Here is a 12991-nt window from a genome sequence, read left to right as displayed (position 1 = left end):
AGGGGAAAGGCCCGGCCATGACGAGGGACGGAAGCAACACACACCATGCTCAAGGAAGCCGCTACTTACGACGAACTCTATCGCAACTTCCGCTGGGACGTTCCCGCGCGCTTCAACATGGCGACCGCGTGTTGCGACCGCCATGCCGACGGCACCGGGCGGCTCGCGCTGGTCTATGTCGACGAGGATGGCGGCACCACGCGCACCTCGTTCGACGAGGTCGCGGACGCCTCGCGCCGTTTCGCCAATGTGCTGACCAACGACGGGCTGGTGCGCGGCGACCGCGTCGCGGTGTTCCTGTCGCAATCGCTCGAACTGCCGGTCGCGCATCTCGCGGCGTTTCGCGCAGCGATGATCTCGATCCCGCTGTTCGCGCTGTTCGGCGAGGATGCGCTCGAATTCCGCCTGTCGAATTCTGCTGCCAAGGCCGTGATCACCGATGAAGCAGGCTGGGAGAAGATCGCGAAAGTCCGCGATCGTCTGCCCGAGTTGAAGAGCGTCTATATCGTCGGCGATAAGACGCCGGCGGGGACGAAACCGTTCTGGAGCGCGGTCAAGTCGGCATCGCCCGAGTTCGCGACCGTCGACACCTCGGCCGAGATCCCGCGCTGATCATCTACACGTCGGGCACCACGGGTAACCCGAAGGGCGCGCTACATGCGCATCGCGTCGTGCTCGGCCATCTGCCCAATGTCGAGATGTGCCACAACTTCCTGCCGAGGCCCGGCGACCTGATGTGGACGCCGGCCGACTGGGCCTGGATCGGCGGCCTGATCAACGGCCTGTTCGCATTCTGGTACCATGGCATCCCGATGGTTGGACACCGCGCCCGCAAGTTCGAGCCGCAGGCGGCGATGCGGATGATGGCCGAGCTCGGCATCCGCAACGTGTTCCTGCCGCCGACCGCGCTGAAGCTGATGCGGCAGGCCAATGTAAAGAATTCCGGCGTCAGGCTGCGCAGCATCTTCACCGGCGGCGAGTCGCTCGGCGGCCAATTGCTGGATTGGGTGCGCGACACCTTCGGCATCGACGCCCATGAGGTGTTCGGGCAGACCGAATGCAATCTCGTGATCGGCAGCAATTCCAATCTGTTTCCGATCCGTCCGGGCTCGATGGGCCGCGCCACGCCGGGCTTCGACGTCCGCATCGTCAACGACAAGGGCGCGGAACTGCCGCGGGGCCAGCGCGGCATCATCGGCGTGCGCCAACCGTGCCCCTGCACCATGATCGAGTACTGGCGCAATCCGGAAGCGACCGCGAAGAAATATGCCGGCGAGTTCCTGCTGACCGGCGATCTCGGCGTGCAGGATGAGGACGGCTATTTCTGGTACGTCAGCCGCGAGGATGACGTCATCACCACGGCCGGCTATCGGGTCGGCCCGTCCGAGATCGAGCACACGCTGATGAAGCATCCGGCGGTCGCGATGTCGGCGGTGGTCGGCATCCCCGACCCGATCCGCACCGAATCGATCAAGGCCTGGATCGTGCTGCGGCCGGGCTACGCGCCGGGCGATGCCCTGGCGCGCGAGATCCAGGAGTTCGTCAAGGTCCAGCTCGCCGCCCACGAATATCCGCGCTTCGTGCAGTTCGCCGACAGCCTGCCGATGACGGCGACGGGCAAGGTGCTGCGCCGGGAGCTGAGGGCGCTGGGGTAGTTTTCTCCGTCGTCGTCCCGGGCAAGCGCAGCGCGGCCCGGGACCCATAACACAAGGTAAAGTTGTTGTGCGACGCTATGGCCCCAGCGAACTCTAAACGTTTGGAGCGGTGGTTATGGGTCCCTGCTTTCGCATGCGTTCGCAGGGACGACAGCGGAGTATGGAGCGGCTGTATCGCCAACCTCACGTCGGCATCGCAATTCCCAATTCCTTCAGCGCGGCCATCATGCGCGCTGGCGGCTGCATGGGGATCACCATGGCCTTGCCGGTCTCCACGAGGCTCTTGAGGCTGGAGAGGATCGCCGGCCAGCCGGTGCGGCCGCCTGCGAGAATGTCGTCGCTGATCGGACGGTCATGCGATTGCAGGAGCGTCAGCTTCACGCCGTCGCCTGCCGGTTCGATCTCCCAGGTGACGAGCGTCGGCCCGAGCTTTTCGACCAGCTGCGGCCAGTTGACGTTGAAGGTGACGGTCAGCCGCTTCAGCGGATCGCACTCGATCACCTCGCCGGAGATGTGCAGCGCGCCGTCGGGCGTCCGCACGACGTAGGCGCCGCCGATCCGAAGGTCGACCTCGACCGCGTTGCCGGAGAAATACTGCCGGCTGAGTTCGGCAGTCGTCAAAGCCTGCCACACCTTCTCGGGCGTGGCGGCGATGTAGATCGCGTAGACGATTGCCGGTTTGAATTTCTCGATGTTCATGTCTGTACGCACCCGTCGATAGATTTTCATTGTCATTCGAAGCCGTCGATCCCGAGCGCGGCCGGCGGGATCGTGACCGCCTTGCCGGTCTCGAGCAGGCTCTTGAGTCCCGACAGGATCGCCGGCCAGCCCTTGGAAATGCCGTCGAGCAGCTTGCTGCCCGCACCGAAGCCCTCATGAGTCACGGTCAGCTTCACGATCTTGCCATGGGCCTCCAGCGTGAAGACCACCTTGGTTGCCGGCTCCTTGCGCATGTCCTCGTCGAGCACGTGCTTGAAGGTGTAGGCGAGGCGTCGCGGCCGGTCGGCCTCGAGGATCTCACCGGTGTCGGTGGTCTTGCCGCCCATCACCAGCGCGAGCGGCGAGCCGACCTTCCAGTCCGATTGCAGCTCGGTGTCGAACCAGTATTGCCGCGTGAACGCGCTCTTGGTCAGCGCGTCCCACAGTTTGTCCGGCGTGGTCTCGATGTAGGTGACGTAGGCGAATTCGGGCTTAGGCATGGTAGGCCTCCCTGGCGCCGCTGGTGAGCAGGTCGGCCGGCAGCTCGCGCCCGGTCTCGAGGAAGCTCTTCAGGCTCGCGATCACCATCGGCCAGCCGCCGGAGATGTCGCGCAGCGTCTTCGGGCCGAGATTGTCGTGCGTCACGGTCAGCTTGACGACCGTGCCGTGCGGTTCGATGTCGAAGGTCACGCGCGAGACCTGCTCGCGCTCGACGCCTTCCTTCACGACGTCCCAGCTGTAGGCGAGCTTGTTCGGTGGATCGGCGATCAGCACCTCGCCCTGCACGCTGCGTCGCCCGTCCTTGGTGAGGTGGTAGGGGGAGCCGACCTTCCAGTCGGAGCTGACGCGATAGCCGAACCAGAAGCGTTCGGTGAATTCGCTCGAGGTCAACGCGTGCCACAGTTTGTCGGCGGTGGTCTCGATATAGGTGACGTAGACGTAGTCCGGTTTACTCATCACGCTTCTCCAATTGTCTTTTCAACTCGCTCAGCGCGGCGAGTTTCCCGTGCTCGAACTTCCTGATCCACCGCTCGCCGATCTGATGGATCGGAACCGGGTTGAGATAGTGCAGCTTCTCGCGGCCATGCTTGATCGTGGTGACGAGGTTGGCCTCCTCGAGAATCACAAGGTGCTTGGTGACGGCCTGACGCGTCATGTCGAGGCCGTCGCAGAGCTCACCGAGCGTCTGCCCGTTCTGATCGTGAAGCCGGTCAAGCAGCGTTCGCCGTGAGGCATCCGCGAGGGCTTTGAAGACTTCATCCATGGGTCGGATAATAGGCAACCAAATGGTTGCATGTCAAGAGCGTGTGTTTTGGCATCGGCAGCGCCGTGCTAGCCTTGCCGGCAGCCAACGCAGATTGGTGTGGAACATTGGGTGGTGCGCATGGGCGGTCGCGTTACGGCAGTTTGCTGCACGTTGGTTCTTGTCCTGCTCGCGAATGGTGCGAGTGCCCAGCCAAAGATCGGCGATCCGCCCGAGGCCTCCAACATGAGGCTGGTTGGAACCAACGATTTGCAGGCGCGCAGCGCCTATCAGCCGACCATTCATCATCAGGGCGACAGATGGATCGCCTATATCGGTCATCACGGCGGCACCGACGACATTCCCGATCCCGTCAACCCGATGACCGGCAAGGCCGAGCCGAACGGCACCTCGATCGTCGACGTCACCGATCCCGCGCACCCGAAATATCTGCGGCACATTCCCGGACAGGAAGGCAAGTATGAATCCGGCGGCGCGCAGATGGTGCGGATCTGCGACGGCAAGGATTTGCCGAAGGGCGATCGCAACGCGGTCTACATGCTGCGCACCTTCGGCAGCGAGGCGCACGAGATCTGGAACGTCGCCGATCCCGCCAATCCGGCGCTCGTCACCCGGATCGGCGGGCTGAAGGACACGCACAAGAGTTTTTGGGAATGCAGCACCGGCATCGCCTTCCTGGTGTCGGGCGCGCCGGACTGGCGCACGCGGCGCATGACGCAGGTCTATGATCTCTCCGATCCCGCGCAGCCAAAGAAGATCCGGGATTTCGGCCTGCCCGGGCAGGAGCCGGGCGCGACCGGCGCGGTGCCGACCGAACTGCACGGGCCGATCTCGACCGGGCCAACGGGCAATCGCGTCTATTTCGGCTACGGCACCAACAAGGGTGGCTTCCTGCAGATCGTCGACCGCGACAAGCTGTTGAACGGACCGAAGGAGCCGACGCCGGACAATCTGAAATTCCCGGAGATCGCGCGGATGCCGCTGTCCGCCATGAACGGCGCGCATACGGTGTTTCCGATGCCCGGCATGCCGATCGCCGAGTTCGCCCGCGACAAGGATGGCAAGAGCCGCGACATCGTGATGATCGTCGACGAGGCGATCCAGAACGAATGCGGCGAGGCCCGGCAGATGGTGTGGTTCGCCGACGTCACCACCGAGGCGCGGCCGATGCTGATCTCGAGCTATACGGTGCCCGAGGCCTCCGGAGCGTTCTGCGAGCGCGGCGGCCGGTTCGGCTCGCATTCGTCGAACGAGAGCATGGCGCCGGTCTACTACAAGAAGCTGGCCTTCATCGCCTTCTTCAACGCCGGCGTCCGCGCGCTCGACATCCGCGATCCCTACCATCCCAGGGAAGTGGGGTACTTCATTCCCTCCATCACGGCGGCGACCGACAAGCGCTGCGTCACCATCGACGGCAAGGACCGCTGCAAGGTCGCGATCCAGACCAACAATGTCGAGACCGACGAGCGCGGCTACATCTACGCGGTCGACCGCACCAACACCGGCCTGCATATTCTCGAACTGACCGGCGCGGCGCGCGCCGTCGCCGGTCTGCCGTGAGCGCGCGATGATGCGCTCCTGGCCGGTCATCGCGGCGATGGTCCTCGTGCTCGGCGGGCTCTCCGCAGTTGCGGGCTACGAGATGGCGCCGCCGCGCGCGGCCGCGTGGCGCGAGATCGCCTGGCCGTTCCCGCGCGACGGCTGGCCCGCCGGCCGCGCCTTCCGTTGCGGCGCGGCGGAGTGCGGTGACGACCTCGAGGTTTATCTCAGGCCAAAACTCGGCTTCTGCAACTGCGACAGCGGCGTCGCCGATGACGACGAGGTCGACCGCGTTTCCGACGTCGACATGATCAGCCCGCGCTTTGTGCCGCTGAAGGCCGGCGATGTCGTTGCTGTCGCCGATATGCCGGGGCGGATCAGGGTCTATAACCTCGAGATGCCCAACGGGAAGCGCACTGCGATCGGCATCGCGGTATCGCATCGCTGCGACCTGATGGCGGTCGCGGCGCAGGGCAGGGGAGATGCCGCAGGGGTGCAGCGGGCGACGTTGAAATTTCTGGAGGGGCGAGAGATCAGGTCATGGATGATCGCGGCAATGGAAGGCCGTTGAGCGTGATCTCTCTTCACCTCGCCCCGCTTGCGGGGAGAGGTCGGATCGCATCGCCAGATGCGATCCGGGTGAGGGGTACAGGTCTAACGACTCGCACCGCCTGGCGGAGAAAGCCTCTCACGCCACCCTCTAAGAGCGAGCTTCGCTCGTCTCGACCCGGTGAAGAGCGGGGCGAGGGGGCAGACGCGCTTCCATGTCTGCCACTCTCGTGCATAATGACGATAAGAAACAAACGAGCTCTCCCATGTCCCTGCAAGCCTATTTCGCCTTCGTCGCCGCCTGCATCGCGCTGGCGCTGCTGCCCGGTCCGATCGTCACGATGGTGATCGCCAACGGGCTGCGCTACGGCACGCGCGCCGCGCTCACCAACGTGCTGGGCGCGCAGGTGGGGCTTGCGATCGTGATCGGCACCGTCGCGGTCGGGCTGACCTCGCTGATGGCGACGATGGGCTACTGGTTCGACTGGGTGCGCTTTGCCGGCGCCGCCTATCTGGTCTGGCTCGGCTTCAAGCTGATCCGCTCTCCGGTCGAGGGCGTCAGCACCGACGACACGCCGCCGCCGCCGCGCGGCGGCTTCTTCCTGCAAGGCTTTCTGGTGCTGCTCTCGAACCCGAAGGTGCTGGTGTTCTTCGGCGCCTTCATCCCGCAGTTCATGGATATGGACAAGCCGCACGTTCCGCAGGTGGCGCTGCTCGGCCTCACCTTCATGGCGACCGCCGTGCTGACCGACGCCGCCTACGCCTTGGCGGCCGGCCGCGCCCGCAAATTCTTCTCCAAGGAGCGGACCCGGCTGATGTCGCGCATCTCGGGCGGCTTCATGATCGGCGGCGGCATCTGGCTGGCGCTGACCCGGGCGCGATAGACCCGCTGGGCGATAGCCTCAAGGTCGTCGTTGACAATGCCGCCGATTTCCAGCCTGGGCAAGCAGCGCAGACGTTTGCTCTAGCCCGGAGGCCGTCAGCCGTGCTTTGATCGGCGACGAAAATTAACCCCTCGTCCGGGGGCATGTCTTTGACCACCGATAGCATGGATCGGCGTCTGGCAGCGGTTCTGGCGGCCGATATCGCCGGCTACAGCCGGCTGATGGGAATCGACGAGGAAGGCACTCTGGCCAAGCTGAAGTCGGTCAGGCGAGCGTTGCTGGATCCAGCGCTGGCGGCACATCGCGGCCGCGTCGTCAAGACGACCGGCGACGGAATCCTCGTTGAATTCGCCAGCGCCGTCGACGCGGTGCGCAGTGCCGTCGAAGTGCAGCGCCGCATGGCCGATCAGAATGCTGCCGTGCCGACGGAGCAGCGGCTCGAATTCCGAATCGGAATCCACGTCGGCGACATCATCTTTGATGACGACGATATCTTTGGCGACGGCGTCAACATCGCAGCGCGCCTGGAGGGGATTGCCGAGCCGGGTGGCGTCTGCATTTCCGATGACGTGCAACGGCACATTCGCGGCAAGGTCGATGCAACCTTCGAGGACATGGGGCCGCAGGTCCTGAAGAATATTGCCGAGCCTATTCGGACATGGAGAGTTCGCGTCGGCGGCGCCTCCGCAGCGGCCGCGATCGCGAAGCACGCGTTCACTGCACCGGCTTCCCCAGCCGCGATTGCCGAGAAGGCCTCCATCGCGGTGCTGCCGTTCCAGAATATGAGCGGTGATCCGGAGCAGGAATACTTTGCCGACGGCGTCGTCGAGGACATCATTACCGCGCTGTCGCGCTTCAGATCGCTGTTTGTGATCGCGCGCAATTCAAGCTTCACCTACAAGGGGAAGTCCGTCGACATCAAGCAGGTCGGGCACGAGCTCGGTGTGCGATACGTGCTGGAGGGATCAGTGCGCAAGTCGAGTGGGCGCGTTCGGATCACCGCGCAACTGATCGAGGCCGGCAGCGGTACGCATCTCTGGGCGGACAGGTTCGACGGCGAACTGAGGGATGTGTTCGACCTGCAGGACCAGGTCACCGCGAATGTCGTCAGCATCATAGCTCCGAAGATCCAGCAGAGCGAAATCGAACGAACCCGAACCAAGCCGACCGACCGTCTCGATAGCTACGATCTCTTTCTGAGAGGCATTGCGGCCTATGCAGATCGCTCCAAGTGGGGCGACGCTGAACTCGGCGAGTGGTTCAACAAGGCCTGCGGGCTTGATCCGAACTATGCAGCCGCTCAGGTCATGCTGGCCTATTCGTCGCTGCTGAAACAGACCACGCGCGGCACGCCCCCCGGCGCGGAGGAGTTGGCGGAGGCGCTGCGGATCGCCGAATTCGCCTGCGTGCTGGCCAGCGACGATCCGTTCGTGCTGGCGCGCGCGGCTCACATGTTTGCCTATCTCGGCCACGACTACGATCGCGCCGAGACCATGATCGAAGAGGCGATCTCGCTCAATTCGAACGATGCTGCGGCATGGGGATATCGTGGCTGGATTTCGCTCATGTGCGTCCAGCCGGCACGCGCGATCGAAAGTTTTGAGCACAGACTCCGGCTCAGCCCGATCGATCCCGGGCGTGCGTCGATGTGGAACGGAATCAGTTTCGCGCATTTCATGCTCGGTCAGTATGAGCAGGGCCGCGCGGCCGCCGCCAAGGCGCTGGTGATCGGCGAAGACGCACACACGCTCAGCGCGTTGATCATGAACGAAGTCGGCTCGGGGCGCCTCGACGAGGCGCGCGTCATCGCCGGCCGCCTGCTCAAGCTGCGACCCGATTTCCGCGCGTCCTACGCGCGGCAGAATTTTCCGACCAGGACCGTCGAATGGGGCGAACGCATGGTCGCCGTGCTGTGTGAGGCCGGCATTCCGGCGTAGGAATTCCTGGATCTATGCATTCTAGACGCGACGTTGCCTCGAGGCCGCGAATGGGCGCTTGATCCTACGCCACGATCCGCTCGACCACGTCGCGCACCAGGCCCGTCAGCAGCTCGAGCTTGTATCCGGTCATCGGCAGCGGCCTGGCTCCCGAGATCGCCAGCTCGGTGGCTTGCGCGATGGTCGCCGCGTTAATCTGCTTACCCTGCAGCGCCGCCGCGGACGCGGCAAGACGCAGCGGGACCGGGGCGATGCCGCCGGCGGCGATGTGGACCTGCTGGAACGCGCCGCCGGAGATCACCGCACGCACGCAGATCTCGACCAGCGGCCATTCCGCATGCGTCCGGCTGATGGCGCGCTTGTACAGCGCGCGCTCGCCGGCCAGCGGAACGGGGAGCTCGATCCGCTCGATGCGTTCGCCCGGTGCAAGCAGATTGTCGGCCGCGCCGTTGCTGCCGTCGCCGAGCAGCTCGGAGATCGACAAGCCGCTGCGCCGATCGGTGGTGACCTTCGCATCATAGGCGAGCAGCGCCATCGCCATCGTCGACGGATGCGGCGCGACGCATGGGCCGAGATCGAACGCGACGTGATAGAGGTGGTTGCCGGATCGCGCCGGGCAGTCGGGGCCGCCCTTCTTGAGACAGGCGATCTGCGGATTGCGGAAATACCAGCAGCGCGAGCGCTGGGCGAGGTTGCCGCCGAGCGTCGCCATGTGCCGGATCTGCGGCGTGGCGAGGCCCTGCGCGGCTGCGGCGATGCCGGGGTAAGCCTCGGCGAGCCGCGGATCGGATGCGATCGCAGCGATCGTGGTCAGGGCGCCGATGCGGGCCGAGCCGTCCGCATTCCACGCAACGCCGATCGTATCGGGACTGGCGGCGAGATCGATGATCGAGCCGCACGACAGGCCGCTGCGGCGGCGCTCCGACAGATCGGTGCCGGCGGCGCGGAATTCGGGCGCGGAGATGACGTCTGCAGTCGCGACACTCATGCGGCGTCCCTCCCCTTCAGCGCGGCGACGATGCGGTCGGGCCGGATCGGAATCTCGGTGAGGCGGACGCCGATCGCGTTGTGGATCGCGTTGGCGACGGCGGCCGAGGTCGGCACCGTCGACGCCTCGCCGATGCCGACGCTGTTGCCGAGCACATGGTCGAAGCCGGCTTCGTCGAAATGGACCTCGATCTCCGGCGTGTCGGCGATCCCAGGGATACGATAATCCTCCATTCCCGCGGTCAGGACGTCGCCGCTGGTCGGATCAAGCTCGCGCGCCTCGTAGAGCGCGTAGCCGAGGCCCTGGATCACCGCGCCGCAGGCCTGGCTGCGCGCCAGCGCGGGCGCTGCGATCTTGCCGACCGCGATGCCGGTGTGCACGTTGAGCACGCGGACATGGCCGAGCCAGGTGTCGACCTCCACCTCGATCACCTGCACCGAGCTCGGTACGCCGGCGCCGACGGCGATGTTCGAGAAGCGGCGCATCATCCAGCCGAACACCATGCCCATCAGGCCGACTTCGCGCAGCGGCGAGCGGATGCCGGGCGCAGTGTTCTTGCCGTCCTCGCCGCGCGTCTCCACCATTGCGATGTCGGGCGAGCGCGCGATCAGCTCGCGCCAGGGCGCGTTCGAGCCGGGCGCCGGCTTTCGCGTGGCCTGTTCGAGCATCGCGGCCTTCAGCTTCCGCACTGCCTGCAGCGTCGGCGGCATCACCGAGGCGGTGACGCGGCTGCCGCCGGAGCCGGGGCCTTCGGGCAGCGAGGAATCGCCGATCCGCACATCGATCTCACCGGGTTCGAGATCGAACTCGCGCGCGATCGCGTCGGCAAGCACGCTGCGGGTGCCGGTGCCGATGTCCTGCGTCGCCGTGCTAGCAACGATGCGGCCGCCCCTGACCGCGACCTCGACCTTCACCTTCGGCTGCCACAGATAGAGCCAGTAGCCCGTCGCGACCCCGATGCCGCGGCGATAGCGCCCGTTCTGCGCCGGCTTGTGGTTGCGCCAGATCTCGAGCCCTGATGCCCAATCGTAGAGCCGCTGCCGGTTGGGATCGGGATCCCAGCGCTTGCGCAAGGCGATCGGATCGACCTTGAGCCGCAGCGCGGCCTCGTCGATCGATTGCTCCACGGCGAATGCCATCGGCGGACCGCCGGGGCCGCGGAAGGCGGCGCCGGGCGGCAGATTGCTGATGACGTCAAAATCCGAAAGGTCCTTCGCCTCGGCCGGATAGATCAGCCGCGCCAGTCCCGCGATGGTCGAGTTGGTCGCGGCCCCGGTATCGGCATGCGCGGTGACCGAGAGCGCCTTCAGGCCGCCTTGCTCGGAAGGTAGCAGCGCGACCTTCAACTCCGCGGCCGGCCGATAACCGGCGACCGAGAGTTCTTCCTGGCGATCATAGGCGACCCGCACCGGCGCTTTCGCCGCGCGGGCCAGCTCGATCGCGGCGATCGTCTCGGTGCCGAGGCTCGCTTTCGAGCCGAAGCCGCCGCCGACGTGCTCCGCGATCACGCGGACCTTGTCGTGATCGAGCTTGTAGCGTTTTGCGATCTGCTCCTTCAGGTGAAACACCTGCTGGGTCGAGGCGTGCAGGGTCAGCCGGTCGCCGTCGAAGCGCGCCACCGCGGCGTGGGGCTCGAGACAAGCATGCTGCTGCGTGGCGGTGCGGAAGGTGGCTTCGACGAGTAGCTTGTTGTTGGCCTGGCGCGCCTCGTCCACCCAGTTGCGGGCCTTCTTGGCGCGGGTCGAGAAAACAGCGGTCGGCCCGCGGATGTTCTGCTTCCAGGGCGCCGGCCCGCCGGCCGCCTCCGAGACGTTGCCGGCCCGCTTGCGGCTCGCCTTGTCGAACACCACGGGCGCATCATCCTTGCGTCCGGCGTCGAGCCCGACCACCGCGGGCAGGCGCTCGCTGGTCAGCTTGATCGCGGCGAGCGCGGCCAGCGCCGTCTTGCGGTCCGGAGCTGCAACCGCCGCAATCGGCTCGCCGACATAGCGCACGATGTGGTCGTCGCCGAGCAGCGACACCGCACTAACGCCGGGGAGCGCGCGTGCCGGCGCCAGATCGAGCGTGGCGATGCGTGCATGCGCCTCGCGCGAGCGCAGGATCAGGCCTTCGAGCTGGCCGTCATGATGGATGTCGACGGTGTATTTCGCCGCGCCCGTCACCTTGTCGCGCGCCTCGATGCGGGGCGCCGTGACGTGATCGCCGTCGAAGCGGCCGGCACAGGCATCCGCCACCGCGCGGTAGATCCCGTCATAGGCGCCGCAGCGGCAGAGATGGCCGGACAGCGCCGCGCCGATCTCCTCGCGCGACGGCACCGCCGTTCCCCTAGTCGCGCGCCAATGGTCGCAGAACGCGGTCGCTTCCACGATGAAGCCGGGCGTGCAGAAGCCGCATTGCAGGGCGTCATGCGCCATGAACGCCTTCTGCACCGGATGCAGCCCGGACGCGCCGATGGCTTCCACCGTCGTCACCGATTTGCCGGCGGCGGCGTGTGCCGGCATCAGGCAGCTTGCGACCGGCGCGCCGTCGACCAGCACGGTGCAGGCGCCGCAGACGCCGGCGCCGCAGACGAGCTTGGTGCCGGTGAGCTTGAGCTGGTCGCGCACGATGTCGATCAAGAGCGCATCGGGATCATCGGGCAGGGATTCGACGCGGCCATTGACGGTCGTCGTGCTCATGGATGTCCTCCAGTTGTCCTGCGTGTCGGCCTCTTGGGGATTGCCGCCCTCTTGACGTACGGCTTCTGCGGTTTCGGCAAGGATTTGGACTTGAATTTCGGCTCGGCGCCGGCGCAGAGCGTCCGCACGATGATCGCCATGTCCTTCAGGAACGCTTCCGCCGGCTGCATCGCCGGATACTGCGACTTCGCTGCGTGAATCGACATTTCGACCAGCCGCGCGAACTCGGCCGGCGTCAGGTCCTGCGGCAGTGCAAGCTGCTGCTTGCGCACGACCCGCGCGACCGTCGCGACCATGCGCTCAGCATAGCGCGCAGCGTAGGTCTGGAAGAGGTCGCGCGCATGCACGAGGTGCTCGGAATACAGTTCCTCGAGATGCGGCGAGCCGTCCAGCGACCCGATCATGGTCGACATCCGCGCGGTCATGCCCGTAGCGAGGATGTCGCCGAGATCGCTGCCCGCCGCCTCCGCCTCGGCAATGGCGGTGTCCTCGGCTGCGATCGCGCTCTCATGCACGCGCTCGATCACGGCGCGGAACAGCGTTTCCTTGGATTCGAAGTGGTGATAGAGCGCCTGCCGCGTCAGGCCGGCCGCCTCGGCGACCTGCTCGATCGAGGAGCGCCGAAAGCCGTGCCGGCGGAACACCAGCATGGTGGCATCGAGAATGCGGGTTTTCGGTCCCATTTGACGATTTTGACAAATATAGAAAAACTGTCAAATCGCGATTTGGTGAGGAGGCGGTGCTGGGGCTTGATCACCATTCCGCGAGGCCGCCGCGCGGCCGGCGCCCATGTGAACC

General features: G+C 65.8%; 11 protein-coding genes and 1 pseudogene. 5 read left to right on the top strand and 7 right to left on the bottom strand.

The window, feature by feature from the left end; all coding sequences use genetic code 11:
* Positions 1–45 precede the first annotated feature (45 nt).
* Positions 46–1655, top strand: a pseudogene (locus J2R80_RS42470) (acyl-CoA synthetase).
* 183 nt (positions 1656–1838) lie between these two features.
* Here J2R80_RS42470 and J2R80_RS42465 read toward each other — a convergent pair.
* From J2R80_RS42465 to J2R80_RS42450, 4 genes are read right to left on the bottom strand one after another with little or no spacing between them, the layout of a single operon-like run.
* Positions 1839–2354 (bottom strand): SRPBCC family protein, encoded by a 516-nt coding sequence (locus tag J2R80_RS42465; protein WP_057018078.1) that lies wholly within the window; start codon positions 2352–2354, stop codon positions 1839–1841.
* Positions 2355–2386: 32 nt separating this feature from the next.
* Positions 2387–2854: an SRPBCC family protein gene (locus J2R80_RS42460; protein WP_057018077.1), complete on the bottom strand. Its 468-nt coding sequence runs from the start codon at positions 2852–2854 to the stop codon at positions 2387–2389.
* A complete protein-coding gene (locus tag J2R80_RS42455) occupies positions 2847–3311 on the bottom strand; it encodes an SRPBCC family protein (RefSeq protein ID WP_229191368.1) in 465 nt (154 codons plus the stop codon). Before J2R80_RS42455 ends, J2R80_RS42460 begins: the two co-directional genes overlap by 8 nt.
* The gene (locus J2R80_RS42450) at positions 3304–3618 is read right to left on the bottom strand and encodes a helix-turn-helix transcriptional regulator (RefSeq protein ID WP_253640918.1); all 315 of its coding nucleotides are present in this window, start codon (positions 3616–3618) and stop codon (positions 3304–3306) included. Before J2R80_RS42450 ends, J2R80_RS42455 begins: the two co-directional genes overlap by 8 nt.
* A gap of 120 nt (positions 3619–3738) precedes the next feature.
* Between J2R80_RS42450 and J2R80_RS42445 the strand changes: the two genes are divergently transcribed.
* The 4 genes from J2R80_RS42445 to J2R80_RS42430 all read left to right on the top strand — a co-directional run bounded on the left by J2R80_RS42445 (position 3739) and on the right by J2R80_RS42430 (position 8527).
* A complete protein-coding gene (locus tag J2R80_RS42445) occupies positions 3739–5178 on the top strand; it encodes an LVIVD repeat-containing protein (protein WP_375162642.1) in 1440 nt (479 codons plus the stop codon).
* A gap of 7 nt (positions 5179–5185) precedes the next feature.
* Complete coding sequence (locus J2R80_RS42440) at positions 5186–5728, top strand: hypothetical protein (RefSeq protein WP_253640916.1); 543 nt, start codon at positions 5186–5188, stop codon at positions 5726–5728.
* A 244-nt stretch (positions 5729–5972) separates the two neighbouring features.
* Positions 5973–6590: a LysE family translocator gene (locus J2R80_RS42435; protein ID WP_028333127.1), complete on the top strand. Its 618-nt coding sequence runs from the start codon at positions 5973–5975 to the stop codon at positions 6588–6590.
* Between the two features lie 164 nt (positions 6591–6754).
* Complete coding sequence (locus J2R80_RS42430) at positions 6755–8527, top strand: adenylate/guanylate cyclase domain-containing protein (RefSeq protein WP_253640915.1); 1773 nt, start codon at positions 6755–6757, stop codon at positions 8525–8527.
* Between the two features lie 64 nt (positions 8528–8591).
* On the opposite strand, the gene J2R80_RS42425 is transcribed toward J2R80_RS42430, so the two are convergent.
* From J2R80_RS42425 to J2R80_RS42415, 3 genes are read right to left on the bottom strand one after another with little or no spacing between them, the layout of a single operon-like run.
* A complete protein-coding gene (locus J2R80_RS42425; protein WP_057018074.1) occupies positions 8592–9515 on the bottom strand; it encodes a xanthine dehydrogenase family protein subunit M in 924 nt (307 codons plus the stop codon).
* Complete coding sequence (locus J2R80_RS42420; protein ID WP_253640914.1) at positions 9512–12193, bottom strand: molybdopterin-dependent oxidoreductase; 2682 nt, start codon at positions 12191–12193, stop codon at positions 9512–9514. The genes J2R80_RS42425 and J2R80_RS42420 overlap by 4 nt, the downstream gene beginning before the upstream one ends.
* Positions 12190–12876 carry a TetR/AcrR family transcriptional regulator gene (locus J2R80_RS42415; RefSeq protein ID WP_253624861.1) on the bottom strand — a complete coding sequence of 229 codons (687 nt, stop codon included), beginning with the start codon at positions 12874–12876 and terminating at the stop codon, positions 12190–12192. The genes J2R80_RS42420 and J2R80_RS42415 overlap by 4 nt, the downstream gene beginning before the upstream one ends.
* Positions 12877–12991 lie beyond the last annotated feature (115 nt).

This window comes from Bradyrhizobium sp. USDA 4541, assembly GCF_024171085.1.
Taxonomy (GTDB): Bacteria; Pseudomonadota; Alphaproteobacteria; order Rhizobiales; family Xanthobacteraceae; genus Bradyrhizobium; species Bradyrhizobium australafricanum.
Note: the sequence above shows the minus strand (reverse complement) of the source record. Positions and strands in the feature narration are given on the sequence as shown.